This window comes from Pseudooceanicola sediminis (assembly GCF_003575965.1).
In the GTDB taxonomy this organism is placed as follows: Bacteria; Pseudomonadota; Alphaproteobacteria; order Rhodobacterales; family Rhodobacteraceae; genus Pseudooceanicola; species Pseudooceanicola sediminis.
Window position 1 is genome coordinate 67,220 of record NZ_QWJJ01000013.1, and the last position, 24,497, is coordinate 91,716.

Here is a 24,497-nt window from a genome sequence, read left to right on the forward strand (position 1 = left end):
GCCGGGTCCAATCATCACCGGCCCCAAGCATCACCGGGCCCAATCATCACCGGTCGGCGCGTTAACCCGGCCCGTGCCCCTTCCCGCGCACCGCCCACATGCCGCATAGATACCGTCAGGATACCGACGTTGCGATTTGCGGCATTTCCCTTGTTAACTTGGGTCAGGCGCTGATTCGCCCACTGTCGGGCACCGTCGCAGGCACCGCCCCGCCGCGCGCACCCTTCACGTTTGCGGAACCGCTTGGCCCCGGCTTGGCCCGATGCGATACGCCCGCGCGGGCCGGCACATGGGGTAAAATCGCACTTTATTGCTGTTTTTTCTTTCCAACCCCCCAGAATCCCTCTAAACGCGCGAGACTTAACGCGGGCATACAGCCTTGGAGGATGCCCGCCCCATTTAGGAGAGATCAAATGGCTGGAGAAATTCCTGATTTCGTAGCCCAGGAACGTGCGGGGACAGGCAAGGGCGCCGCTCGCGCAGCACGTCGTGCTGGCATGGTTCCGGGTGTTGTCTACGGTGGCGACGAAGCCCCCCTGGCGATTCAAGTCCCGTTCAACGCGCTGCTCAAGCAGTTGAAACAAGGGCGCTTTCTCGCGACCCTCTTCAACCTCAAGGTTGATGGTCACGATGATGTCCGCGTCATTTGCCGCGGCGTTCAGCGCGATGTCGTCAAGGATCTGCCGACCCACCTCGACCTGATGCGCCTCAAGCGTACCAGCCGTGTGAACCTGCACATCCCCGTCGAATTCATCAACCACGCCGAGGCCCCCGGCCTGAAGCGTGGCGGCGTTCTGACCGTTGTGCGTGCTGACGTTGAACTGTCTGTTATTGCTGGTGATATTCCCGATCACATCACTGTTGATCTGGCCGGCAAACAGATTGGTGATACGCTGACCATCAGCCAGGTCGACCTGCCGAAAGACGCCCTGCCGACCATCGACCGCGACTTCGTGATTGCGAACATCACGGCGCCGTCCGGCCTGCGCGCTTCCGACGACGAAGAAGAAGCAACCGAAGAAACCAGCGAAGAATAAGTCGCTGCCTTTCAAGGTGTTATCGAACGGCCTCCGCGACGCGGGGGTCGTTTTTTTATGGACTGCCGGGGGACACCCTGCATCTGCTGGACCCGCGCCAGCGTGTCGGCTAAATCCGTATGACCAAGCAGGAGGGTCTCATGCAGCTTTTCGTCGGCCTCGGTAATCCCGGCGCGAAATACGCCGCCAACCGCCACAACATCGGTTTCATGGCGCTGGACCGGATTGCCTCCGATCATGGTTTCGGCCCCTGGAAATCCAAGTTCCAGGCAGAGCTGACCGAAGGCACACTGGGCGGCGAAAAAGTATTACTTCTCAAACCGATGACCTTCATGAACCTGTCCGGCCAGTCGGTTGGCGAGGCGATGCGTTTTTACAAGTTGACGCCCGCGCAGATCACCGTTTTCCACGACGAGCTTGACCTGGCCCCCGCCAAATGCCGCCTGAAACAGGGTGGCGGCCACGCCGGGCACAACGGGTTGCGTTCGATCCATCAACACATCGGCGAACGCTATGCCCGCGTCCGTCTCGGCATCGGTCACCCGGGGCACAAGGATCGCGTCGCCGCCTATGTCCTGTCGGATTTTGCCAAGGCCGAACAGGATTGGCTGGACGACATGATGCGCGGCATCTCGGACGGTGCCGCCGCACTTGCTGCGGGTGACGGTCCCAGGTTCCTGAATGCCGTAGCGTTGCGCGTGAACCCGCCCCGCAGCTCGGGAGGCACAGCCGCCCCCGACGCAAGGTCCGGTCCGCGCCCTGCCCAAGCCCCTGCCCGCAAACAGGAAACATCCCCCGAGGCCAGCGATACCCGCAGCCCCCTCGAGCGGCTGAAAGACAAGTTCAAGTAACCCATGTCACACCGCGCCCCGGCACAAGGGGCTGCTGCTTTCACACGCAACCGCACGGCCCAGGCCCCGGTTTCGCGGCCGTGACATCACGGCATCTCGCCCCGCGCGGTTAAATTTGCTAGGCTTGCCAAAGGACTTGCCCTTTTTTCACCCCGCGATCAGCCAGAGGAGCGCTGCATTGGTTCACAAAGATCCCGCAATCAACGTTCTGGGGAGCGCGCTGGAACTGGCGTCACTCGATCCCCTGACCGGTTTTTTCCGCGATGGCCACTGCAATACCTGCGTTCAGGACAGCGGCAGCCACACCGTCTGCGCCGTGATGACAGACGAATTCCTCGCCTTTTCCAAATACGTCGGGAACGATCTGTCGACCCCGCACCCCGAGTTCCAGTTTCGCGGGCTCAAGGCCGGGGATCGCTGGTGCCTGTGCGCGGCACGCTTCCTCCAGGCCCACGACGAAGGCTGCGCGCCTCTTGTCCGTCTGCAAGCGACCCATCGCCGGGCGTTGGAGATCGTTCCGCTGGAAGTACTGGAGCTTTATGCAGAGGACCCCGCCGAGGGGTAACCTACCGTTGTCGCGAAAGAAAAGGCAGGGCGCGATGCCCTGCCTTTCTGAGTTTCCCCGTCGCGCCTCAGCCGCCGGTGTTGATCTCAACGCCCAGATGCTTGGCCACGGTAAAGATGTCCTTGTCGCCGCGCCCACACATGTTCATCACGATGATATGGTCCTTCGGCAGGTCCGGCGCGATCTTCATCACATGTGCCAATGCGTGGCAGGGTTCCAGTGCGGGAATGATGCCTTCGGTCGCACAGGAAAACTTGAACGCCTCCAGCGCCTCGCGGTCCGTGATCGAGACGTACTCGGCCCTGCCAATGTCGTGCAGCCACGAATGTTCCGGCCCGATGCCGGGGTAATCCAGACCAGCCGAGATCGAATGCCCCTCAAGGATCTGTCCGTCGTCGTCCTGTAGCAGGTAGGTTCGGTTGCCATGCAAGACGCCGGGGCGCCCACCGGTCAGGCTGGCGCAGTGCTCCATCTTGTCATCCACGCCATGCCCTCCGGCCTCGACCCCGATGACGCGCACGCCCGGATCGTTCAGGAACGGATAGAACAGGCCCATGGCATTGGACCCACCGCCAATGGCGGCGATGATTGTATCGGGCAGACGGCCCTCGCCTTCCTGCTCGGGCAGTTGCCAGCGGACTTCCTTGCCGATGATCGACTGGAAATCGCGGACCATCGCCGGATAGGGGTGCGGGCCGGCGACGGTGCCGATGCAATAAAAGGTGTCCTGAACGTTGGTCACCCAGTCGCGCAGCGCGTCGTTCATTGCGTCTTTCAGGGTGCCGCGACCGCTGGTCACCGGCACAACCTCGGCCCCCAGCAGGCGCATCCGGAATACGTTGGGCGCCTGGCGTTCAACGTCTGTCGCCCCCATGTAGACAACACATTTCAGCCCGAACTTGGCACAGACGGTGGCCGTGGCCACCCCGTGCTGGCCCGCGCCTGTTTCCGCGATGATGCGCCCCTTGCCCATGCGACGCGCCAGGATGATCTGCCCCAGCACGTTGTTGATCTTGTGCGCGCCGGTGTGGTTCAGTTCGTCCCGCTTGAGATAGATCTTGGCCCCGCCCAACTGTTCGGTCATGCGCGGTGCGAAATACAGCGGGCTGGGGCGGCCGACATAGTGTTTCCACAGGTCGTCCATCTCGGCCCAGAAGGTGTCGTCGGTCTTGGCCTTCTCGTATTCCGCTTCCAGGTCCAGGATCAGCGGCATCAGGGTCTCACTGACGAACCGCCCACCGAACTGGCCGAACCGGCCCTTTTCATCCGGGCCGCTCATGAAGCTGTTCAAAAGGTCTTCAGGCATGGCGTCGCTCCCTCTGTGATCACTGCTGGGTTTACGGCTTTTGCAGCGTTCGGACAAGCCGTCCCGTGGCGCGACAACGCGCCCCCACTCGCGCAATAGTTGACCAGAGATGTATTTCACGCCAGCATCTGATTTGCAGTGCCAATTACTTTGCCGGTCTCGTCCGGTCCGGTGATCTGGCCTGCCTCTCGGGAGGAGAACATGATGAGAAACTTGCTATTGGCCGGTGCCATGCTGGCCGGAACGACGCATGCCGCATGGGCCGTCACCTGCGACGAGGCGCTGACAATCGCCGTCGAAGGCGTGACCCTGACGGATGCCAGCGCACAGGCCGCCGGCGATGGTCTGCCGGCGCATTGCATCCTGCACGGCGAAATGGGGGCGCGCACCGGCGATGATGGCCAACCCTACGCGTTGCGGTTCGAATTGCGCCTGCCAGACACCTGGGACGGGCGTTTCATGCACCAGTTCAACGGCGGCAATGACGGCGAGGTCAAACCCGCGCTTGGCATGTGGTCCAACCTGCCCGATGGCACCGGCGCGCTGGCGCGTGGGATGGCCGTGGTCAGCTCCGATGCGGGGCACGACGGGGCGGCCCGGCCCGAAACGGGCCTGGTGGCAGGCAACGCCTTCGGTTTCGATTTCGAGGCTCGGCGCATGTACGGCTATGGTGCCGTGGCCATGCTGAACCCCGCCGCGCTGGAACTGACCACCGCCTACTACGGCCATGCGCCCGATTATAGCTACGGGGCGGGCACGTCGAATGGGGGGCGGCACGCGATGGTCGCTGCCGAACGGATGCCGGGGGCATTCGATGGCATTCTGGCAGGTTATCCTGGCTTCAACCTGCCACGCGCCGCCCTGCAACACGCCTGGGATGTGCAATCGTTCCGCAGCGCAGGTCCGTCGCTGGCCAAGGCCTTTAGCCCGGCGGACATGGCCGTCGCCGCAGACAAGATTACCCAGGCCTGCGACGCCCTGGACGGGCTTGAGGATGGCATGGTCTTTGACCTGAAGGGCTGTCAGGCCGCTTTTGATCCCGACAGCATGACCTGTACGGCAGACATGCAGGAAAATTGCCTGAGGCCGGAGCAGACGGCGGCACTGGTCCGTATCCACAAGGGTCCACACCTGGCCGACGGCACCGCGCTCTATTCCGACTGGGCCTGGGATCCGGGCCTCGCCAGCGGCGGCTGGCGGTTCTGGAAGCTTGAAAGCCCGATCCCACCCTGGGGCAAGAAACCAATCATCGCGGTCATGGGCGCGGGATCTCTGGCGCAGGTGTTCACCACCCCGCCCAGCGACGTCGATGGCACCCCCGAGGCGCTGGAAAACTACCTGATGAATTTCGATTTCGAAGCCAGCGCGGATGCCATCAACGCCACAACCGCCGCGTTCCCCGAAAGCGCAATGCAGGTGATGACCCCGCCCCATTCGGACAACCCCACCCTGGCCGAGTTCCAGGCCGAAGGCGGCAAATTGCTGATCTTTCATGGCCAGGCCGATCCTGTCTTTTCCATACTCGACACGATCAAATGGTTCGACACGCTGCATTCCAATACGCCCGAAGCAGATGAATTCACCCGCCTCTACACGATCCCCGGAATGCCGCATGGCGCAGGGGGAAATGCCGCTGACGAGGCGGATCTTCTGGGCGCACTGATAGATTGGGTCGAACAGGACAAGGCGCCCGGCGCTTTGACGGCGCATGTACGTACCGCCAATGACGAGGCCGCGTCGAACATGGGTGCCAGCAGACCGCTTTGCCCCTACCCGTCTTTCGCCGTCTACACGGGCGATAATCCGGCGATGGCCGACAGCTTTACCTGCTCGGACAGCTGAACGAACATCGCACCCGCGCCGGGCTGATCCCGGCGCGGGTGCCACCGGGCAGGCATTGCCCCCGTTTCAGGGCGTCTTTTTCAATGCCTCGCGTTCTCGCCACATTTGCAGCGCCGCCTGCTGCGTCGGGATGGCGGTGCAGGGGAAATGGTGAAACGGAAACACTACCGCCACCCGGCCCGACCGGATCATCGCCCTTTTGTGCGCCCCCGACTGCGCATAGCGCTTCATCGACGCCGGACTGTCCCATACCGACAGCGAAAAGAACCCCTCGGTCGCTGGAAAGACGCTTGCATGCAGCACACCCTCGGCGCGGCGCGCCTGTACCAGCGATCCCATCGTCAGAAAAAAGAATTCGGGCGCGCGCAGGGCCGACCTGACACGCAACCCGCCGATAACCGCAATGAACATTCCGCATCCGCCCCTGATCACACCAGAGGCATACGCCGAGCCCGCGTCGCCAGATCACTCAGGTCAGGATAGGGATGGCGAGGTTAAGGGCGTGACAGCGCCGCGCTGACAAAGGCCGCAATCCGCGCTGGATCCTTCAGCCCGGGTGCCGCTTCCACGCCGGAGGAAACATCAACCTGCTGCGCGCCGGTCAGGCGGATCGCCTCGGCCACGTTATCCGGGGTCAGCCCGCCCGCCAACATCCAGGGGCATTTCCACTGGCGGCCCGCGATCAGGCGCCAGTCGAAGGCCAGACCGTTGCCCCCAGGCAGATCCGCGCCCGGCGCCGGCTTGGCATCGACCAGTATCTGATCGGCCACTTCGCAATAGGTATCCAGCACAGACAGGTCATCCGCACCCGACACACCGACCGCCTTCATCACCGGCAGGCCGGTCATGGCCTTGACCTGCGCCACCCGCTCGGGGCTTTCCGCGCCATGTAGCTGGATCATGTCCAAAGGCACCGCGCCGGTCACCGCGTCCAGCAGGGCGTCGTTCGGGTTGACCATCAGGGCGACCTTGGCCAGGCCCATGGGGGCGTCGATCGCCAGTTCTCGCGCCTGCTCAACCGAGATATTGCGCGGCGATTTCGGGAAAAAGACGAACCCGGCATAGACCGCGCCCGCATCGGCGGTGGCGATCACATCCTCAGGGCGGCTCAGGCCGCAGATCTTGACGCGAACGCGTGGCGCGCGATTGGGTTGAACCAGGACAGGCATGGTACAGGGCGGGTTCAGGCGCTCAGTCGAGCAGCGCCAGAACCTCGTCCTTGCCCTTGTGCTTTTCACCCTTCAACCGCTTGACCTCACGTTCAAGCTGATGTGCCTCCCGGCCCTTGCGACGAGCGTCGGCGCGATGTTTGTGCTCTCGCATCCATTCCCAGAAAAACCCGATCAGCAGGCCGACTACGATACCGGCAAAGATCACGACGAACAGCGGCAGACTGATCGACTGGTTCACGCCAAAGATTTCCGCCAGCCCCTCGGGCAGCAGGTTCAGCGTGATCAGGTCTCTGTTGGCCAACGCCACCGAGACGAGCACGATGGCAATCACGGCCATGAAGGCGTAGCGGATGTATTTCATGTTACTTCCCGTTCAGGCGGTCACGCAGCAGCTTGCCGGTCTTGAAGAATGGCACGTGCTTCTCATCCACTTCAACGGCTTCGCCCGTGCGGGGGTTCCGTCCTGTGCGTGACTCGCGCTGTTTGACCGAGAACGCGCCAAACCCGCGCAACTCGACGCGATTGCCGCGGGCCATGGCTTCCGTGATTTCTTCGAAAATCGTATTCACGATACGCTCTACATCGCGCTGATATAGGTGCGGGTTCTCGTCCGCGATTTTCTGGATCAATTCCGAGCGGATCATTGTTTTCTGTCTCCCCAGGCGCTGGTCTTCTAAGCTCACCAATTCACAAGACTATATGGGCTTTGCAGGCTTTCGGGAACAACCTCTCTGTTGCGTGAACGGCAGAATATCCCTGATTTTTGTGCTTCTGACACAAATCCGCCGACCCGAATGGCGGCTTTTCACTGCGGCGACCCGGCCGACAGGTCGCGCGGACCATCCTGCCAAGGAATTGATTCGCAACGGTTTCGCAGGCGCAGCATTGCTCCACACCCGCCAAATGGCCACGTCTGCGCGTCGTCATGGCAGCCGTCTGAGACGACGCGCCATGCAAAACGGCCCCGGATTGCTCCGGGGCCGCCTGCAAACTCTCGACTGTCGAGGTCGTCCTTACTCGTCGTCGCCTTTCAGCGCCGCACCAAGGATATCGCCCAGCGATGCGCCCGATGCAGAGGAACCGTACTGTTCGACGGCCTCTTTCTCTTCTGCGATCTCACGTGCCTTGATCGACAGACCCAGACGACGCGACTTGCTGTCGACATTGGTGACGCGAACGTCGACCTTGTCACCGACCGAGAAGCGCTCAGGGCGCTGTTCGGCACGGTCACGCGACAGGTCGGAGCGGCGGATGAAGGACTTCATGCCTTCGAATTCCACTTCGACGCCGCCATCTTCGATGGCCGTGACGGCCACGGTGATGATGGCACCGCGCTTCACGCCGCCAACGGCTTCGGCGAACTTGTCACCGCCGACGTTCTTGATCGAAAGCGAGATACGCTCTTTCTCGATGTCGACTTCCGAAACCATCGCCTGGACCATGTCGCCCTTGCGGTAGTTCTGGATGGCATCTTCGCCACGCTCGTCCCAGGACAGGTCGGACAGGTGAACCATGCCGTCGATGTCGCCGGGCAGACCCACGAACAGACCGAATTCGGTGATGTTCTTGACTTCGCCCTCGACAACCGCGCCCTCGGGGTGGGTCTCGGAGAAGACTTCCCACGGGTTGCGCATGGTCTGCTTGAGACCGAGCGAAACGCGGCGTTTCGCGCTGTCGATCTCCAGGACCATGACTTCGACTTCCTGGCTTGTCGAAACGATCTTGCCGGGGTGCACGTTCTTTTTCGTCCAGGACATTTCAGAAACGTGAACCAGGCCTTCGACGCCGGGCTCCAGCTCAACAAATGCACCGTAATCGGTGATGTTGGTGACGCGGCCGGTGTGCACGGATGCCAGCGGGTACTTGGCGGCAACCAGATCCCAAGGATCTTCCTGCAGCTGTTTCATGCCGAGAGAGATGCGGTGGGTTTCTTTGTTGATCTTGATGACCTGAACCTTGACCGTCTCGCCGATCGCCAGGATCTCCGAGGGGTGGTTCACACGGCGCCATGCCATGTCGGTGACGTGCAGCAGGCCGTCCACACCGCCCAGGTCGACGAAGGCGCCGTACTCGGTGATGTTCTTGACGACGCCGTCGACAGCCTGACCTTCGGTGAGGTTGGCGATGACTTCGGCACGCTGTTCGGCACGCGATTCTTCCAGAATGGCACGACGGGACACAACGATGTTGCCACGACGACGATCCATTTTCAGGATCTGGAAGGGCTGTTTCAGACCCATCAGCGGGCCGGCGTCGCGCACGGGGCGAACGTCGACCTGGCTGCCGGGCAGGAACGCAACGGCACCGCCGAGGTCGACAGTAAAGCCACCCTTGACGCGACCGAAGATTGCACCTTCGACACGCGCGTCGTCGGCATAGGCTTTTTCCAAGCGATCCCAGGCTTCTTCGCGGCGGGCCATTTCACGGGAAATGACAGCTTCGCCACGGGCGTTTTCAGCCGAGCGCAGAAAGACTTCGACTTCGTCGCCGACAGCGATTTCAGCCGCTTCACCAGGATTTGCGAATTCTTTGAGGTCGACGCGGCCTTCCATCTTGTAACCGACGTCGATAATGGCTTGGCCCGCTTCGATCGCGATGACCTTGCCTTTGACAACCGAACCTTCGTCCGGTGTGTCCATTTCGAAGCTTTCGTTCAGGAGGGCTTCGAATTCCTCCATCGATGTGTTCTGAGCCATGTGGTCTCTGATTTCCTAACGTTTGGTTTTTGCTGGCCGAGCGGTTGTCTCCGCCGGTCTTGGAAATTGGTCTCTCTAGCTGCCGCGCGTCCGGTGGGCGAAACAAAATGCCCCAAAACAAACAGGGCCGGTAGAATTCCCGACCCCTGCCCGTATTTTTCCTGCGCGGCGTTTACGCCTTGTCGACGCGGGGGTGATTAAACCGCATATGCCCGCAAATCAAGGCCAAAAGGCATCTGCACCTTGCCAGAGCGGCTTTTGGCCCCGTCACTCCCCTTTCGGGGGCCGCGGCACAGGGCGCGATCGGTTGAACCACCCGACAGAGCGGGGCGGGGTTTGCCTGCGCCCCCGCCCTGTCCGTTTCGTCCACGGGCGCCCCCTCGCGGGCCGCCCAAGCGATCAGGCGATCTCGGTCACGAAGGTTTCCTGCGGTTTGCGCACTTTCTTCATGCTGACCAGCCAGTCGTTGCCGGCATCGCGATAGCCCAGCGGCAGGATCACGACCGATTTCAGGCCGCGCGCGCTCAGGCCCAGCAGATCGTCGAACTTGGCGGGGTCAAAGCCCTCCATCGGGGTGCTGTCGACCCCCAGTTCGGCCGCTGCCGCCAGGGCAAAACCCAGGGCGATGTAAGCCTGACGCGAGGCATGCTCGAAATTTTCCTGCTGGCTGCGCGGCAGGTACATCTCCTTCAGGCGCTGGTAATATGCGACCATGCCCTCGTTTTCGCCGCGCTCCTGCTGGACCTGCTGCAGCACGCTGTCGATGCGCTCTTCCGAATAATTGTCCCACGCGGCGAACACCAGCAGGTGCGACCCGTCTGTCAGTTGGCTCTGCCCGAAGGCCGCGTCTTTCAGCTTTTCGCGCAGCTCGGCGTTACGCACGACAAACAGCTCGAACGGCTGCACGCCGCTCGATGTCGGGGCCATGCGCACGGCGTGCACGATCTTTGCGACCGTTTCTTCCGCCACGGGCTTGGAGGGGTCCATTTTCTTGGTGGCATAACGCCAGTCGAGTTTTTCAAGGAACATCAGTTTCGTCCATCAATTTGGATTGCTTTGGTTCCAGATATGATGATGACGCAAAAGGTTACAACCGGCACGGCCCACCAGCGCCCCGCCGCAACGCGACACCAACCACTTGAAAAATGGTACTTTTTTCCCAAGAAAATGCTCGGCTGCGCGATGGCGCGCAATCCTTGCGCGCCAGTACACGCAGTATCTTCACCCCATTGCCGCCTGAATGATCGCCACGGCCCGGGCCACGGCATCGTCAATGCTCATCAACGACGTGTCCAGCACCACGGCATCCTCCGCGGGCTTCATCGGCGCCGCGACGCGAACCGAATCGCGCGCATCGCGTTCGCGCAGATCCGCCAGCACGCTTTCAGGCGTCACATCCATGCCGCTGGCCTTCATTTCGCGATAACGGCGATCCGCACGCACGTTGTCCGACGCCGTGACATACAGCTTCACCGCGGCCTCCGGGCAGATCACCGTACCGATGTCCCGCCCGTCCAGTACCGCACCGCCTTGCCGCTGCGCAAAGGCGCGCTGAAACGCCACGAGAGCGGCCCGCACCTCCGGAATCGCCGCGACCTGGCTGGCGGCCCGCGCCACGTCCCCGGTGCGCAGATCATCGCGTTTCAGATCGTCGGCCTGCAACGTTTCTGCGGCCGCCAGCGGCTTCAGACCGTCCAGCACCCTGGCCCCTGTCGCGCGATAAAGCAGCCCGGTGTCCAGATGCGCCAGCCCGAACCGTTCGGCCACCGCCTTGCTGATCGTGCCCTTGCCAGCCGCAGCCGGCCCGTCGATGGCAACGGTAAAGCTCATGTTCTGCCCTTCCCTGCACTCCGCCTCCGCCCGGCGAAGGTCTCTAGCCTGCCACTTAAGACGCTCGACTACCACCCGGCAGCCGAGCCGCCCGCCCGGCCGGGCGCCGCCTCATCCCGTATGCTCAAGCGCCGCGCCCAAATCCGTCATCAGCCTCTCGAATATCGGAAAGGATGTCAGGATCGGACCACTGTCATCGATCTGTACCTCGGCCTTCGCGGCCATTCCAAGGCAAAGAAACGACATCGCGATTCGGTGATCCAGGTGCGTCTCGACCATGGCGCCACCCTCGACCCCGCCGGCCCCGCACCCCTCGACCGACCACCAGTCTTCCCCAGCCTCGACGTTGACACCATTGGCCAGCAGCCCGGTCGCCATCGCCTCGATGCGGTCACTTTCCTTCACGCGCAGCTCGCGCACGCCCCGCATCTCCGTCACGCCAGAGGCATTGGCGGCGACAACCGACAGAATGGGATATTCATCAATCATGCTCGCCGCCCGCTCGGGCGGCACGGCGACGCCTGTCATATCGGGGGAATAGCGCGCCCGCAGGTCCGCGACAGGCTCGCCGCCCTCTTCGCGCGGGTTCTCATATGTCAGGTCCGCGCCCATTTCGCGCAGCGTGGCAAACAGACCGGCGCGCGTCGGGTTCAGCCCGATATTGGGCACCAGCACATCCGATCCGGGCACGATCAGTGCCGCACAAACCGGAAAGGCGGCACTCGAGGGGTCGCGCGGCACGGCAATCACCTGCGGCTTAAGCTCCGGATGGCCGGTCAAGGTGATCACCCGCCCCTCCTCCGTCTGCTCGACGGTGATCTCGGCGCCAAAGCCGGCCAGCATCCGCTCGGTATGATCGCGCGTCGCCTCCTTCTCGATCACCACGGTCTTGCCCGGTGCGTTCAGCCCCGCCAGCAGCACCGCCGATTTCACCTGCGCCGAGGGGACCGGCACCGTATAGGTCACCGGCACAGGCTCGGCGGCGCCAACGATCGTCATGGGCAACCGTCCGCCTGCACGTCCCACCGTCTGCGCCCCGAACAACGCCAGCGGGTCCGTGACACGCGCCATCGGGCGCGCATTCAGGCTGGCATCCCCGGTAAAGGTCACCGTGATCGGACAGGTCGCCATCGCGCCCATGATCAGCCGCACACCGGTACCCGAATTGCCGCAGTCGATCACGCCATCCGGCTCGGCAAACCCGCCGGTCCCGACACCCTGCACACGCCACTCTCCGCCGCCCAGATCCTCGACGACGGCACCAAAGGCACGCATCGCCTTGGCGGTATCCAGCACGTCCTGCCCTTCGAGCAACCCCGAAATCCGGGTCTCGCCAATCGCCAGCGCCCCCAGGATCAACGAACGGTGGCTGATCGACTTGTCGCCCGGCACATGCGCCTCGCCTCTCAGGGGGCCAGCGGCGCGGGCGGTCAGCGGAACGGGGTCTCCATGGGTCGACATCGGGCAAGGCTCCTCGGGAATGGCCACAGATCAGCGTCCGCGTGATAGCGCAGCCCCGCCCCAGCGTCACGCCCAAATCCACGCCCTACCAGGGCACGACATCGCCGCGCCAATCCCGGAAACCACCGCTGTCCGCACCGCTCAATCCCTCGATCACCCCCAGCAAATGCCCCGCCGCCACATCGGGGCTGACCGTGGGGTGGCGCCCTGCGTATTTCGCGGTGAACGCCGTCGCCACGGTGCCGGGATGCAGCGCCACGCAGATCGCATCTGCGTGGCTGCGGCCCAGCTCGATCGCCGCCCCATGCACGACCTGGTTCACTGCCGCCTTCGCCGCCCGGTAGGAATACCAACCGCCCAACCGATTGTCTCCGATCGAACCGACCCGCGCCGACAAGATCGCCATCACCGCCCGCCCCCTGGCCGGCAGCAAACGCACGCCATGCTTGATCACCAGCGCCGGCCCGATGCAGTTGACGGCGAACTGATCGGCCATCGCCTTGCCGCTCAGCGCGCTCAGAGCCTTCTCCGGTCGCGCCCCATCAATCTCCAGCGCCCCGGTCGCGCACAGGATCAGGTCGAACCCCGGCTCCAACGCCCCCAGGTGCGCCGCCACGCTGGCCTCATCCGTCACATCCAGCCCGTTGACGGATCGTGACATTCCGACGACCTCCACACCCCGCGCGTCCAGGGCCATCGCCACAGCCGCTCCAATCCCGCCACTCGCCCCGATGATCAATGCTCGTTTCATGACATTGCTACGCCGCCGCAGAGCCCCCGGATCAAAATCATCGCGCCCCACCCTGTTTCCCTGTTGCAAATATCCAGATCCTGCCCTGTCCTCAGACCGTGCCCTCGCCCCCTTCGCACCTGCAGCGAACTTTCCGGGTTCCCATCGGCTCTGCCTTTGGGTAAAGACAGCCACATGATGACCCAGGCACATACCGTTTTCGCACCAGCTCCCTTCGGGGCGCTTCGTGCTGGCCTGCTTCTCCTAATCCGCCTCTGAGCGGTGCCGCATCGGCGCGACTCGCTCAGGGGACCAGCCCTTCGCGCCAAGGCTTCAGGAGAATAGAAAGAGACATCCAATGACCAATACGACTCCCTCGACCGCTGCAAATCAAGACCGCGTCGTCATCTTCGACACCACGCTGCGCGACGGCGAACAAAGCCCCGGCGCGACCATGTCGCACGAGGAAAAGCTCGAAATCGCCGCCATGCTGGACGACATGGGCGTCGATATCATCGAGGCCGGCTTCCCCATCGCCTCCGAAGGTGACTTCAACGCCGTGTCCGAGATCGCAAAGAACTCGAAAAACGCGGTGATCTGCGGCCTGTCCCGCGCCAATTTCAAGGACATCGACCGCTGCTGGGAGGCCGTCAGGCACGCCGCAAAACCCCGCATCCACACCTTTATCGGCACCTCGCCGCTGCACCGCGCCATCCCGAACCTGACCATGGATGAAATGGCTCAGCGCATCCACGACACCGTGTCACATGCGCGCAACCTCTGCGACGACGTGCAATGGTCGCCGATGGACGCCACCCGGACCGAACATGACTATCTCTGCCGCACGGTCGAGATCGCGATCAAGGCCGGCGCCACCACGATCAACATCCCCGATACCGTCGGCTATACCGCCCCGCGCGAATCTGCTGACCTGATCCGCATGTTGCTCGAACGCGTCCCCGGCGCGGACGAGATCATCTTTGCAACGCACTGCCACAACGACCTCGGCATGGCGACGGCCAACTCCCTCGCCGCGGTCGAGGCTGGCGCACGCCAGGTCGAATGCACCATCAACGGCCTCGGTGAACGGGCGGGCAACACCGCGCTGGAAGAGGTCGTCATGGCCCTCAAGGTGCGCAATGACATCATGCCTTATGCCACAGGCGTCGACACCACCAAGATCATGAACATCTCGCGCCGGGTCGCGGCGGTTTCCGGCTTCCCGGTCCAGTTCAACAAGGCCATCGTCGGCAAGAACGCCTTCGCGCATGAGTCGGGCATCCACCAGGACGGTATGCTGAAAAATGCCGAGACCTTCGAGATCATGCGCCCGGAGGATGTCGGCCTCGCCGCAACCTCCCTCGTCATGGGCAAGCATTCGGGCCGCGCCGCGCTGCGCTCCAAGCTGCGTGAACTCGGCATTGAAATGGCCGACAACCAGCTGGCCGACGTCTTCGTGCGCTTCAAGGAACTCGCCGATCGCAAGAAGGAGGTCTACGACGACGACCTTCTCGCCCTCGTCCGCGTCTCCGATGATGCCACCCCGGATTTCCTTGTTCTCAAGGACCTGCGCGTCGTCTGCGGCACCGGCGGACAATCCGCCGAAATGGTCATGACGGTCGAAGGTGCCGAAAAGACCGCCTCCACCACCGGCGACGGCCCCGTCGATGCGGCCTTCAACGCGGTCAAGGAAATCTTCCCGCACGAAGCGCGGCTCGAACTCTACCAGGTCTCGGCCGTGACCGAAGGCACCGACGCCCAGGCCACCGTATCGGTCCGCCTGAACGAGGATGGCCGCATCGTCACCGGCTCCAACGCCGACACGGATACCGTCGTCGCCAGCGTCAAGGCCTATATCCACGCCCTCAACCGCCTGCTCGTCCGGCGCGGCAAGGTCGGCGCGGGCGCCGATGCGCGTGAAATCAACTACAAGGATGCCGGCTGAGCCTGATCGCCGCACATGCTGAAATGAGGAAAGGCCCGGTGCATCGCTCCGGGCCTTTTTCACGCGACTGGCCGCCAAACGCCCCTCGTCATCAGAGATGCCCCTCGCAGCCAAACGTCTGCCAAGTCCTGCTTCCCCCGCTCTCGCCACTCAGGCTCAGCTCTCAGCCTCTGGCCTTTGCCTCGGCCTTTGCCCCGGCCTTCGCCTCGTCCTTGCCGCTGCCGAACATCGACATCACCGGCGTCACGACCATCAGCAGCACCGCGCCCAGGATCAGACCGACGACCCCGTCCAGCGCCGCCGTGACGACCCATTCGACCGCCCCCACCAGTGACTCGGGCACCAGGGCACTGGCCGAAACGGCAGCATGGTGGATGAATTCCTGTGGCCAGTGCCAGCCAAGTTCATGCACGCCATGCACGATGATCGACCCGCCGACCCAGATCATTGCCGCGGTGCCGACCACCACCAGTATCTGCAGGAACACCGGCATCGCGCGCACGATGAAATGGCCCAGCCAGCGGGTCACGGACAGGCGGCCGTGGCGCGCCATGGCAAGGCCCAGATCATCCGCCTTCACGATGATGCCCACGGCCCCGTAGACGGCCAGCGTTATCAGCACCCCGGCCACGGCCATCGCCCCGGCCTCCATCCAGATCGACAGATCCTGCGGCAGCGCCGACAGGGTGATCGTCATGATTTCGGCGGACAGGATGAAATCGGTCTTGATCGCCCCCTTCACCTTCTTTTCTTCCAGGTGGGGATCGGCCTTCTTTTTCTCGACCAGCTCCGCCGCCTCGTGGTGCCCCGGCGCTACGGCGTGCCAGACCTTCTCGGCGCCCTCGTAACTCAGATAAGCGCCGCCAAGCATCAGCAGGGGCGAAATTGCCCACGGGGCAAAACTGGCCAGCAACAACGCAATCGGCAACAATATCACCAGCTTGTTGAACAGCGATCCGCGCGCGATTTTCCACACGATGGGGATTTCGCGTTCGGCGGAAAACCCCTGCACGTATTTCGGCGATACCGCCGCATCATCGATCAGCGCCCCGGCCGCCTTTGACGATGCCTTGACGGCCTGCCCGATCACGTCATCGACCGACGCAGCCGCCACCTTGGCAATCGCCGCCACGTCATCGAGAAGTGCGATTAGTCCGCTCATGTTGTCCAATGCCCAATCATCAAGGGGCCAGGACATCCCCCGGCCAGGTCCAGATCAAGGATAGCGCGCGTCGCTCCGGTTGCCAGCGCGATCCGGCGCGACGTGATCAGCCTTGCGCAAACAATGCGGCAAGACGCGCCGCCTCGACCTCGGCACCGAAGGGCGTGTTGACGATGAACATGCCGCTGCCGATCATGCCGTGCCCCTTGCGCACCGGTGGAAAGGCGACCTCGCTTTTCAACACCTTGGGCAGGTCGGCCTCCTCCAGCTCAGCGATCATCTCGTGGTGGCGGGCGTCCCGCAGGATCGGATACCACAGCGCGATCACCCCGACGTTCCACTTGCGGTGCAGCTTGCGGATGAAATCGGGGATCGTGGCGTAATCCTCCTTCATCTCGTAGCTCGGGTCGATCACGATCATGCCCCGCTTCGGTTCGGGCGGGCACAGCGACATGGCCATTTCAAATCCGTCCTGACGATAGACGCGGGCCGCGTGGCGGATCATCGCCTCCAGCAGGGCGTCGTGTTCGCGCGGATGCAGTTCCGCCAGGTGCATCAGGTCGTCCTGGCGCAGCAATTCGGCCGCGACGCGCGGCGACCCGGGATAGGCGTCCGGCCCGTGCTCGGCGCGCACCGCGGCAACGGCCCTGGCAAGGGGATGATCGGGCGCGAACCAGTCGCCCCGCGCCCCGATACCCGCAGCGGCTTCGCCGGTTTTCAGCGCCTCGGCGCTGCCCAGATCATACAGGCCCCGCCCCGCATGGGTTTCCAGGTAACTGATCGGTTTCGCCTTTTCGGTCATCCGCGCCAGCATCACCGCCAACAGGGCGTGCTTGTGAAGGTCTGCGGGATTTCCGGCGTGATAGATGTGTTGATATGACAGCATACCCCCCGATACGCGCTGCCTTGATGCCGCGCAATCACCTCTGACAAAGCGGATTGGTGCTCAATTCCTTTGGGCTTGCCCTTTCCACAAGGAAACGCCTTGCCTATAAGGACCCACGGTTGTGGTCTGGCAGAGTCGCGGGCCCAATGGGGTATGGATTCGGGACAGGCACATATGGCACTTTTCGACAGATTTCCGGGGCTCTTCTCCTCGGACATGGCGATCGACCTCGGCACGGCGAATACGCTGGTTTACGTAAAAGGCCGGGGCATTGTCCTGTCAGAACCTTCGGTGGTTGCCTATCACGTCAAGGACGGCGTCAAGAAGGTGCTCGCCGTCGGCGAGGACGCCAAGCTGATGCTGGGCCGCACGCCCGGCAGCATCGAGGCGATCCGCCCGATGCGCGAAGGCGTCATCGCCGATTTCGATGTCGCCGAAGAGATGATCAAGTATTTCATCCGCAAGGTGCATCGTCGGTCGACCTTTTCCAAACCCAAGATCATCGTCTGCGTACCGCATGGCGCGACACCCGTTGAGAAACGCGCGATTCGCCAATCGGTCCTGTCCGCAGGTGCACGCCGCGCCGGACTGATCGCAGAACCCATCGCCGCCGCCATTGGTGCCGGCATGCCCATCACCGACCCGACCGGCAACATGGTCGTCGACATCGGCGGCGGCACGACCGAGGTGGCGGTGCTGTCGTTGGGCGATATCGTCTATGCCCGTTCCGTGCGCGTCGGCGGCGACCGCATGGACGAAGGCATCATCTCGTACCTGCGTCGTCAGCAGAACCTGCTGGTGGGCGAATCCACCGCCGAACGCATCAAGACCTCGATCGGCACGGCGCGCATGCCCGACGATGGTCGCGGCACCTCGATGCACATCCGGGGCCGCGACCTGCTGAACGGCGTGCCCAAGGAGATCGAGATCACGCAGGCCCAGATTGCCGAAGCGCTGGCCGAACCCGTGCAACAGATCTGCGAAGCGGTGATGACCGCGCTTGAGGCAACTCCGCCCGATCTGGCCGCCGACATCGTCGACCGTGGCGTCATGCTGACCGGTGGCGGCGCGCTGCTGGGGGATCTTGACCTGGCGCTGCGTGAACAGACCGGCCTCGGCGTTTCCATCGCTGACGAAAGCTTGAATTGCGTGGCCCTTGGCACGGGCAAGGCGCTGGAATACGAAAAGCAGCTCCGTCACGCGATTGACTACGACAGCTAAGGCCCACAGGCTGACGTCGTATCACGATGCGCGGCCCCTGCGTGGGCCACGCGGGATATGTTTTCTGACCGTTTGACTGACGGAGTCACCAACGGGGACGCATGGCCAAGGACCGGACACAGGACGACGATTATGTCACCCCGCTGCGGCGTATGCTGGTCAGCGTGCTGGTGCTCGTGCTGTTCGCGATTTTCCTCGTGTGGCGAATCGACTCGCCGCGTGTCGAACGGTTCCGCTCCCAGGTGATCGACAGGGTCATGCCGCAGATGGATTGGGCCATGGCACCCGTCACCGGCACCATCAACCTGCTCCGCGATTTCCAGAGCTATTCACGCATCTACGACCAGAACCAGGAACTGCGGCGAGAGTTGCAGCAGATGAAGGCCTGGAAAGAAGCCGCGCTGCAACTCGAACAGGAAAACGCCCGCCTGCTCGACCTCAACAACGTTCGCCTCGATCCGCGCCTGACCTATATCACCGGTGTCGTGATGGCCGACAGCGGCTCGCCCTACCGCCAGTCCGTGCTGCTCAACATCGGGGCGCGCGACGGGATCGTCGATGGCTGGGCCGCGATGGACGGCATCGGCCTGGTCGGCCGCATTTCGGGCGTCGGCCAGCAGATTTCCCGCGTCATCCTGCTGACGGATACGTCGTCGCGCCTGCCGGTGATCATCCAGCCCTCCGGGCAGACGGCGATGATCATGGGCAACAATACCGCCGCGCCGCCGATCGATTTCCTGGAAAACCCCGACCTCGTGCGGCCCGGTGATCGGGTGATCAGCTCGGGCGACGGGGCGGTCTTTCCCGCGGGCCTCCTGGTCGGACAGGTGGCCGAAGACGCCAACGGCCGCCTGCGCGTCCGCCTCGCGGCCGATTACGAACGTCTCGAATACCTGCGCGTTCTGCGCCATCTCGGCACCGAGGATCTCAGTGATCCCGGCTCGCTGATCGCGCCGCTGCCCGACCTGATCGCGCCGCTGCCCGGCGCGTCGGAAACCGACCCCTCTGCCTCTCCCGATGCCGAAGGACAGCCCGCCCTGCCCCCCGCCGGTGCGCAGGCGACCGGGGGCACCGATGGCTGAGGCGATCCGCGCCTCCCTGCCCCGCATCTGGGGCCTGCGCGCCGCCTACGCGGGCCTGTTCGTGGTGCTGATGATGTTCGGGTTGCTGCCGCTTGAAACCATGCCCCGCCTTTGGGCCGGGCCGGACCTGATGCTGTCGCTCACCGTTGTTTGGGCGATCCGGCGTCCCGAACTGGTGCCGACGCTGCTGATCGCCGCTCTGTTCCTGCTGTCGGACCTGCTGCAAATGCGGCCACCGGGGCTGATGGCGGCGATTGCCGTCTTTGCCCTGCACCGCCTGAAACGCCGCGCCCGCGCCATGCGCGACCGCAACTTCCTGGCCGAATGGCTGGCCGCATCGATGACGACGGCTGTGGTCCTGCTGGGCTACCGCCTCGCGCTCGGGCTGTTCCTGCTGGACAAGCCGCAGCTGTCGGTCACCCTCAGCCAGCTGGTGATGACCGTGGCGTTCTATCCGATCACCGCCACCTTCTCGATCCTGTTCTTCGGCCTGCGCCGCGCCGCCGTGGGCGAAGTCGACTCGCTGGGACACCGCCTATGAAACGCACGCCCAAGGATACCGCGACAGGTTCTCGCCGCCTGACCCGCCGCGCCCTCTTCGTCGGGGGTCTCCAGGCCAGCTTCATCGGCGTTCTGGCCTGGCGGATGCGCTTTCTCCAGGTCGATCAGGCCGATGAATTCCGAATGCTGGCCGAGGAAAACCGCATCAACATCCGCCTGATCCCGCCTGCCCGGGGCGAGATATTCGATCGCAATGGCGTCGCCATTGCCCGGAACGAACCCGCCTACCGCATCACCATCGTGCGCGAGGACGCAGGCGACATCGATACCGTCCTGGGCCGCTTGTCGCATCTCGTGAAACTCGACCCCGAGGAGATCGAACGCGCCATGACCGAGATGAAGCGGTCAGCACCGTTTCTGCCGATCACCCTGGCGGATCGCGTCAGTTGGGAAGACGTCTCGCGCATCGCCGTCAACACCCCCGCCCTGCCCGGCATCACACCCGAGGTCGGGCTGTCGCGCGGCTATCCGCTGGCACAGGATTTCGCCCATGTCGTCGGGTACGTCGGCCCGGTGTCTGACTACGACCTGTCGAAACTCGAAGACCCCGATCAGCTGCTGCGCATCCCGCGCTTCCAGATCGGCAAGGTCGGGCTCGAGGCCAAGATGGAAGACCAGCTGCGCGGCTCTGCCGGGGCCCGCCGGGTCGAGGTCAACGCCGTTGGCCGGGTCATGCGTGAACTCGACCGCCGCGAAGGCGTGCCCGGCGCCAACCTGCAACTGACCACGGACTACCGCCTGCAAAATTACGTGCAGGCCCGCCTGGCCGGTGAAAGCGCCGCTGCCGTGGTCATCGACTGCGAACATGGTGATCTGCTGGCCGTCGGCTCGGCCCCCACCTTCGATCCCAACCTCTTTGTCGAAGGCATCTCGGTCACCGATTACCGCGCCCTGACGGAAAACAAGTATCGCCCCCTCGCCGCCAAGGCGGTGCAGGGCATCTATCCGCCCGGGTCCACCTTCAAGATGGTCGTGGCGCTGGCCGGGCTCGAGGCTGGCGTGATCGGCCCCGAAGACACCTTCTACTGCCCCGGCTACATCGAGGTTTCGAACCGCCGCTTTCACTGCTGGAAACGCGGCGGACACGGCTCGGTCAATCTTGAGGGCTCGCTGCAACACTCCTGCGACGTATTCTATTACGAACTGGCCATGCAGGTCGGCATCGAAAAGATCTCGGAAATGGCGATGAAGCTGGGCATCGGCGTGCACCACGACCTTCCGATGTCCGCCGTTGCCACCGGCCTTGCCCCCACCAAGGAATGGAAGCGCACCGTGCGCGGGCAGGACTGGGTGATCGGCGATACCGTCAACTCCGCCATCGGGCAGGGTTTCGTGCTGGCCTCGCCGCTGCAACTGGCGATCATGGCGTCGCGCGTCGCCACCGGGCGCAACGTGACCCCCCGCATCATCAAGAGCATCGACGGCGTCGAACAGCCCTCCGGATCGGGCGAAAGCCTCGGGCTGAACCCCAACAACCTGCGTCACGTCCGCCAGGGCATGTTCGAGGTGTCCAACAACCGCCGCGGCACCGGCTATGGCGCGCGCATCATCGCCGAGGGCTACCGCATGGCGGGCAAGTCCGGCACGTCCCAGGTCCGCAACATCTCCGCCGCCGAACGCGCCGCCGGGGTGACCAGCAACGCCGACCTGCCCTGGGAACGTCGCGACCACGCGCTCTGGGTCGATTTCGCGCCCTTCGACAACCCCAAGGTCGCCGTCTGCGTCGTCGTGGAACACGGCAGCGGGGGCTCCTCCACCGCGGCGCCGATCGCCCGCGACATCACCCTCCAGGCCCTGTTCGAAGGTGACCCGCCGCTCGATGCCTACCCCGCAAAAGACCGCGACGCCGTGCGCGAACGCCAGGAGCGCCTGCGCGCCCTGCGCCCCGACGTCGAGCGAGAGAAGAAGAGCCGCGCATGAGCTATCTTGAATATGCCGTCAAAACCACGCCGTCCGGCCTGCGCAAGGTGCTCTATCTGAACTGGCCGCTGGCGCTGCTGCTGACGGCGGTCGCCTCGGTCGGCTTCCTGATGCTCTATTCCGTCGCAGGCGGCAGCTTCACCCCCTGGGCCGAACCGCAGATGAAACGCTTTGCCCTCGGCCTCGCGGTCATGTTCGCCGTCGGCATGGTGCCGATCTGGTTCTGGCGCAATATCTCGGGCGTCGCCTACGGCATCTCTCTCATGCTGCTGATCGCGGTCGAACTGTTCGGTTCCATCGGCATGGGTGCACAACGCTGGATCGACCTCGGCCCGCTGCGCCTGCAACCCTCCGAACTGATGAAGATCGCGCTGGTGATGTTCCTCGCCGCCTATTACGACTGGCTGCCCGCGCGCAAGGTCAGCCACCCGGTCTGGGTCATCCTGCCCGTGTTGATCATCCTCGTGCCCACCTTCCTGGTGCTCAAGCAACCCGACCTCGGCACCGCCATCCTGTTGCTGACCGGCGGCGGCGCGGTGATGTTCATCGCCGGGGTCCACTGGGCCTATTTCGTCGCCGTCATCGCCGGGGCCGTCGGCCTCGTCTCGGCGGTCTTCGAAAGCCGGGGCACCGACTGGCAGCTGATCAAGAACTACCAGTTCCGCCGCATCGACACCTTCCTCGATCCCTCCACCGATCCGCTGGGCGCGGGCTATCACATCACCCAGTCCAAGATCGCCCTCGGCTCGGGGGGCTGGGCGGGCCGCGGCTACATGCAGGGCACGCAATCACGCCTCAACTTCCTGCCCGAAAAACACACCGACTTCATCTTCACCACCCTGGCCGAGGAATTCGGCTTTGTCGGCGGCATCGCCCTGCTGGTGCTCTACGCCTTGATCATCATGTTCTGCGTCTCCTCGGCGATGACCAACCAGAACCGGTACGCGGCACTGCTCACCCTCGGCATCACCACGACCTTCTTCCTGTTCTTCGCCGTCAACATGTCGATGGTGATGGGCCTCGCCCCCGTGGTCGGCGTGCCCCTGCCACTGGTCAGCTACGGCGGCTCGGCCATGCTGGTGCTGATGCTGGCCTTCGGGCTGGTGCAAAGCGCGCATATCCACAAACCCCGCTAATGCGCAGCGCAGGTGGTGTGAGGCACTCCAAGGCGGGGTGAACCCCGCCCTACACCTCCCCGGCGCATCCTGTTAGCCTGCTCCGGACACACGCAAGACCTGCCGGAGGCCCCATGATCAACGTGCTCTACGCCGCGACATCCCCCACCTGGGAAGAATACGAAGCCCCCCTGCGCCGCGCCTTCGATGCCGCCGGCCTGCCCGTCACCCTAAGCCGCGATATAGCGCCCGAACAGGTCGACTACATCGTCTACGCCCCGAAATCCGACCTGACCGATTTCACCCCCTATACCAACACCAAGGCCGTGCTGAACCTCTGGGCGGGGGTCGAGGGGATCGTGGGCAACCAGACCCTGACGCAACCGCTCTGCCGCATGGTCGATCACGGGTTGGAACGCGGCATGATCGAATGGGTCACTGGCCACACCCTGCGCCACCACCTCGACATCGACTATTTTCTCGCCCGCCAGTCGGGCTCCTGGGAACCCTTCGTGCCCCCGCTGGCGCAGGATCGCCCCGTCACCGTCCTCGGCCTGGGCGAACTCGGCCGGGCCTGCGCAGTGACCCTCTCCCAGCTCGGCTTTCCCGTCACCGGGTGGAGCCGCACGCAGAAACAGATCGACGGCCTCACCTGCCTCTCCGGCCCCGACGGGCTGGAACAGGCCCTCTCCACCGCGCAAATCCTCATCCTGCTGCTGCCGCTCACAGCCGAAACGACAGACCTGCTCGACTCCACCCGCCTCGCACAGCTGCCAAAGGGTGCCTGTATCCTGAACCCCGGTCGCGGCCCGCTGATCGTCGACGCGGCCCTGATCGCGGCACTGGACAGCGGCCAGATCGCCCGCGCCACGCTGGATGTCTTCCGCCAGGAACCGCTGCCCCCCGAACATCCCTTCTGGGCCCATCCGCAGGTCACGGTCTGCCCGCATATCGCCTCTGAAACCCGCGCCAGTACCGCAGCCGAGGTCATTGCCGAAAACATCCGTCGCGGCGAAGCGGGAGAGGACCTGCTGTTCCGCGTCGACCGGACCCGCGGCTACTGAGGCACGACGCAGAAACCCGGGCGCGCAACCCAGACAGGATCAGCACAGGGT

General features: G+C 63.9%; 23 protein-coding genes. 11 read left to right on the top strand and 12 right to left on the bottom strand.

What is annotated here, in order from left to right; genetic code table 11:
* Window positions 1-413 precede the first annotated feature (413 nt).
* The 3 genes from DL237_RS14685 to DL237_RS14695 all read left to right on the top strand — a co-directional run bounded on the left by DL237_RS14685 (window position 414) and on the right by DL237_RS14695 (window position 2,453).
* On the top strand, window positions 414-1,037 hold the full coding sequence (locus tag DL237_RS14685; RefSeq protein WP_119399841.1) for a 50S ribosomal protein L25/general stress protein Ctc: 624 nt from the start codon (window positions 414-416) through the stop codon (window positions 1,035-1,037).
* A 140-nt stretch (window positions 1,038-1,177) separates the two neighbouring features.
* Window positions 1,178-1,888, top strand: a complete 711-nt coding sequence (pth, locus tag DL237_RS14690) for an aminoacyl-tRNA hydrolase (protein ID WP_119399842.1) — start codon at window positions 1,178-1,180, stop codon at window positions 1,886-1,888.
* 178 nt (window positions 1,889-2,066) lie between these two features.
* On the top strand, window positions 2,067-2,453 hold the full coding sequence (locus DL237_RS14695; protein ID WP_119399843.1) for a DUF2237 family protein: 387 nt from the start codon (window positions 2,067-2,069) through the stop codon (window positions 2,451-2,453).
* A 67-nt stretch (window positions 2,454-2,520) separates the two neighbouring features.
* On the opposite strand, the gene trpB is transcribed toward DL237_RS14695, so the two are convergent.
* The gene (gene trpB, locus DL237_RS14700; RefSeq protein WP_119399844.1) at window positions 2,521-3,759 is read right to left on the bottom strand and encodes a tryptophan synthase subunit beta; all 1,239 of its coding nucleotides are present in this window, start codon (window positions 3,757-3,759) and stop codon (window positions 2,521-2,523) included.
* Between the two features lie 201 nt (window positions 3,760-3,960).
* On the opposite strand from trpB, the gene DL237_RS14705 reads away from it, so the two are divergent.
* Window positions 3,961-5,601 carry a tannase/feruloyl esterase family alpha/beta hydrolase gene (locus DL237_RS14705; protein ID WP_119399845.1) on the top strand — a complete coding sequence of 547 codons (1,641 nt, stop codon included), beginning with the start codon at window positions 3,961-3,963 and terminating at the stop codon, window positions 5,599-5,601.
* Between the two features lie 66 nt (window positions 5,602-5,667).
* Here DL237_RS14705 and DL237_RS14710 read toward each other — a convergent pair whose 3' ends face one another.
* The 9 genes from DL237_RS14710 to DL237_RS14750 form a co-directional block, all read right to left on the bottom strand.
* Window positions 5,668-6,012 carry an antibiotic biosynthesis monooxygenase family protein gene (locus DL237_RS14710; RefSeq protein WP_119399846.1) on the bottom strand — a complete coding sequence of 115 codons (345 nt, stop codon included), beginning with the start codon at window positions 6,010-6,012 and terminating at the stop codon, window positions 5,668-5,670.
* Between the two features lie 83 nt (window positions 6,013-6,095).
* Window positions 6,096-6,770, bottom strand: a complete 675-nt coding sequence (locus tag DL237_RS14715) for a phosphoribosylanthranilate isomerase (RefSeq protein WP_119399847.1) — start codon at window positions 6,768-6,770, stop codon at window positions 6,096-6,098.
* Between the two features lie 22 nt (window positions 6,771-6,792).
* Window positions 6,793-7,134 carry a lipopolysaccharide assembly protein LapA domain-containing protein gene (locus tag DL237_RS14720; RefSeq protein ID WP_119399848.1) on the bottom strand — a complete coding sequence of 114 codons (342 nt, stop codon included), beginning with the start codon at window positions 7,132-7,134 and terminating at the stop codon, window positions 6,793-6,795.
* Window position 7,135: 1 nt separating this feature from the next.
* Window positions 7,136-7,417, bottom strand: coding sequence for an integration host factor subunit beta (gene ihfB / locus DL237_RS14725; RefSeq protein ID WP_119399849.1), 282 nt, complete (start codon window positions 7,415-7,417; stop codon window positions 7,136-7,138).
* A 369-nt stretch (window positions 7,418-7,786) separates the two neighbouring features.
* Window positions 7,787-9,469: a 30S ribosomal protein S1 gene (gene rpsA, locus DL237_RS14730; RefSeq protein WP_119399850.1), complete on the bottom strand. Its 1,683-nt coding sequence runs from the start codon at window positions 9,467-9,469 to the stop codon at window positions 7,787-7,789.
* A 399-nt stretch (window positions 9,470-9,868) separates the two neighbouring features.
* On the bottom strand, window positions 9,869-10,498 hold the full coding sequence (locus DL237_RS14735; protein WP_119399851.1) for a nitroreductase family protein: 630 nt from the start codon (window positions 10,496-10,498) through the stop codon (window positions 9,869-9,871).
* 192 nt (window positions 10,499-10,690) lie between these two features.
* Window positions 10,691-11,299 carry a (d)CMP kinase gene (locus tag DL237_RS14740; protein ID WP_119399852.1) on the bottom strand — a complete coding sequence of 203 codons (609 nt, stop codon included), beginning with the start codon at window positions 11,297-11,299 and terminating at the stop codon, window positions 10,691-10,693.
* Between the two features lie 111 nt (window positions 11,300-11,410).
* On the bottom strand, window positions 11,411-12,760 hold the full coding sequence (gene aroA / locus DL237_RS14745; RefSeq protein WP_119399853.1) for a 3-phosphoshikimate 1-carboxyvinyltransferase: 1,350 nt from the start codon (window positions 12,758-12,760) through the stop codon (window positions 11,411-11,413).
* 85 nt (window positions 12,761-12,845) lie between these two features.
* Window positions 12,846-13,511 carry an SDR family NAD(P)-dependent oxidoreductase gene (locus DL237_RS14750; RefSeq protein WP_119399918.1) on the bottom strand — a complete coding sequence of 222 codons (666 nt, stop codon included), beginning with the start codon at window positions 13,509-13,511 and terminating at the stop codon, window positions 12,846-12,848.
* Between the two features lie 337 nt (window positions 13,512-13,848).
* On the opposite strand from DL237_RS14750, the gene DL237_RS14755 reads away from it, so the two are divergent.
* Complete coding sequence (locus DL237_RS14755) at window positions 13,849-15,435, top strand: 2-isopropylmalate synthase (protein WP_119399854.1); 1,587 nt, start codon at window positions 13,849-13,851, stop codon at window positions 15,433-15,435.
* A gap of 163 nt (window positions 15,436-15,598) precedes the next feature.
* Here the strand turns inward: DL237_RS14755 and DL237_RS14760 are convergent, their stop codons facing one another.
* Window positions 15,599-16,597 carry a DUF808 domain-containing protein gene (locus tag DL237_RS14760; RefSeq protein ID WP_119399919.1) on the bottom strand — a complete coding sequence of 333 codons (999 nt, stop codon included), beginning with the start codon at window positions 16,595-16,597 and terminating at the stop codon, window positions 15,599-15,601.
* A gap of 106 nt (window positions 16,598-16,703) precedes the next feature.
* Entirely contained in the window at window positions 16,704-17,483 is a 780-nt protein-coding gene (gene rlmJ / locus DL237_RS14765) for a 23S rRNA (adenine(2030)-N(6))-methyltransferase RlmJ (protein ID WP_119399855.1), read from the bottom strand.
* Between the two features lie 174 nt (window positions 17,484-17,657).
* On the opposite strand from rlmJ, the gene DL237_RS14770 reads away from it, so the two are divergent.
* The 6 genes from DL237_RS14770 (at window position 17,658) to DL237_RS14795 (ending at window position 24,446) form a co-directional block, all read left to right on the top strand.
* A complete protein-coding gene (locus DL237_RS14770; protein ID WP_119399920.1) occupies window positions 17,658-18,704 on the top strand; it encodes a rod shape-determining protein in 1,047 nt (348 codons plus the stop codon).
* A 101-nt stretch (window positions 18,705-18,805) separates the two neighbouring features.
* Complete coding sequence (gene mreC / locus DL237_RS14775) at window positions 18,806-19,786, top strand: rod shape-determining protein MreC (RefSeq protein WP_119399856.1); 981 nt, start codon at window positions 18,806-18,808, stop codon at window positions 19,784-19,786.
* The gene (locus tag DL237_RS14780; RefSeq protein WP_119399857.1) at window positions 19,779-20,327 is read left to right on the top strand and encodes a rod shape-determining protein MreD; all 549 of its coding nucleotides are present in this window, start codon (window positions 19,779-19,781) and stop codon (window positions 20,325-20,327) included. The genes mreC and DL237_RS14780 overlap by 8 nt, the downstream gene beginning before the upstream one ends.
* Window positions 20,324-22,267 (top strand): penicillin-binding protein 2, encoded by a 1,944-nt coding sequence (gene mrdA / locus DL237_RS14785; RefSeq protein WP_119399858.1) that lies wholly within the window; start codon window positions 20,324-20,326, stop codon window positions 22,265-22,267. The genes DL237_RS14780 and mrdA overlap by 4 nt, the downstream gene beginning before the upstream one ends.
* Entirely contained in the window at window positions 22,264-23,403 is a 1,140-nt protein-coding gene (gene rodA / locus DL237_RS14790) for a rod shape-determining protein RodA (RefSeq protein ID WP_119399859.1), read from the top strand. The genes mrdA and rodA overlap by 4 nt, the downstream gene beginning before the upstream one ends.
* A gap of 113 nt (window positions 23,404-23,516) precedes the next feature.
* A complete protein-coding gene (locus tag DL237_RS14795; protein ID WP_119399860.1) occupies window positions 23,517-24,446 on the top strand; it encodes a 2-hydroxyacid dehydrogenase in 930 nt (309 codons plus the stop codon).
* The last annotated feature ends 51 nt before the right edge of the window (window positions 24,447-24,497 follow it).

Coding starts and splice junctions, on each gene's coding strand:
- DL237_RS14740 (WP_119399852.1), bottom strand. CDS start 11,299: ATGAGCTTTACCGTTGCCATCGACGGGCCGGCTGCGGCTGGCAAGGGC.
- DL237_RS14720 (WP_119399848.1), bottom strand. CDS start 7,134: ATGAAATACATCCGCTACGCCTTCATGGCCGTGATTGCCATCGTGCTC.
- aroA (WP_119399853.1), bottom strand. CDS start 12,760: ATGTCGACCCATGGAGACCCCGTTCCGCTGACCGCCCGCGCCGCTGGC.
- DL237_RS14780 (WP_119399857.1), top strand. CDS start 19,779: ATGGCTGAGGCGATCCGCGCCTCCCTGCCCCGCATCTGGGGCCTGCGC.
- DL237_RS14760 (WP_119399919.1), bottom strand. CDS start 16,597: ATGAGCGGACTAATCGCACTTCTCGATGACGTGGCGGCGATTGCCAAG.
- DL237_RS14770 (WP_119399920.1), top strand. CDS start 17,658: ATGGCACTTTTCGACAGATTTCCGGGGCTCTTCTCCTCGGACATGGCG.
- DL237_RS14710 (WP_119399846.1), bottom strand. CDS start 6,012: ATGTTCATTGCGGTTATCGGCGGGTTGCGTGTCAGGTCGGCCCTGCGC.
- DL237_RS14795 (WP_119399860.1), top strand. CDS start 23,517: ATGATCAACGTGCTCTACGCCGCGACATCCCCCACCTGGGAAGAATAC.
- mreC (WP_119399856.1), top strand. CDS start 18,806: ATGGCCAAGGACCGGACACAGGACGACGATTATGTCACCCCGCTGCGG.
- DL237_RS14755 (WP_119399854.1), top strand. CDS start 13,849: ATGACCAATACGACTCCCTCGACCGCTGCAAATCAAGACCGCGTCGTC.
- mrdA (WP_119399858.1), top strand. CDS start 20,324: ATGAAACGCACGCCCAAGGATACCGCGACAGGTTCTCGCCGCCTGACC.
- DL237_RS14715 (WP_119399847.1), bottom strand. CDS start 6,770: ATGCCTGTCCTGGTTCAACCCAATCGCGCGCCACGCGTTCGCGTCAAG.
- ihfB (WP_119399849.1), bottom strand. CDS start 7,417: ATGATCCGCTCGGAATTGATCCAGAAAATCGCGGACGAGAACCCGCAC.
- rpsA (WP_119399850.1), bottom strand. CDS start 9,469: ATGGCTCAGAACACATCGATGGAGGAATTCGAAGCCCTCCTGAACGAA.
- trpB (WP_119399844.1), bottom strand. CDS start 3,759: ATGCCTGAAGACCTTTTGAACAGCTTCATGAGCGGCCCGGATGAAAAG.
- pth (WP_119399842.1), top strand. CDS start 1,178: ATGCAGCTTTTCGTCGGCCTCGGTAATCCCGGCGCGAAATACGCCGCC.
- DL237_RS14735 (WP_119399851.1), bottom strand. CDS start 10,498: ATGTTCCTTGAAAAACTCGACTGGCGTTATGCCACCAAGAAAATGGAC.
- rodA (WP_119399859.1), top strand. CDS start 22,264: ATGAGCTATCTTGAATATGCCGTCAAAACCACGCCGTCCGGCCTGCGC.
- rlmJ (WP_119399855.1), bottom strand. CDS start 17,483: ATGCTGTCATATCAACACATCTATCACGCCGGAAATCCCGCAGACCTT.
- DL237_RS14750 (WP_119399918.1), bottom strand. CDS start 13,511: ATGAAACGAGCATTGATCATCGGGGCGAGTGGCGGGATTGGAGCGGCT.
- DL237_RS14685 (WP_119399841.1), top strand. CDS start 414: ATGGCTGGAGAAATTCCTGATTTCGTAGCCCAGGAACGTGCGGGGACA.
- DL237_RS14705 (WP_119399845.1), top strand. CDS start 3,961: ATGATGAGAAACTTGCTATTGGCCGGTGCCATGCTGGCCGGAACGACG.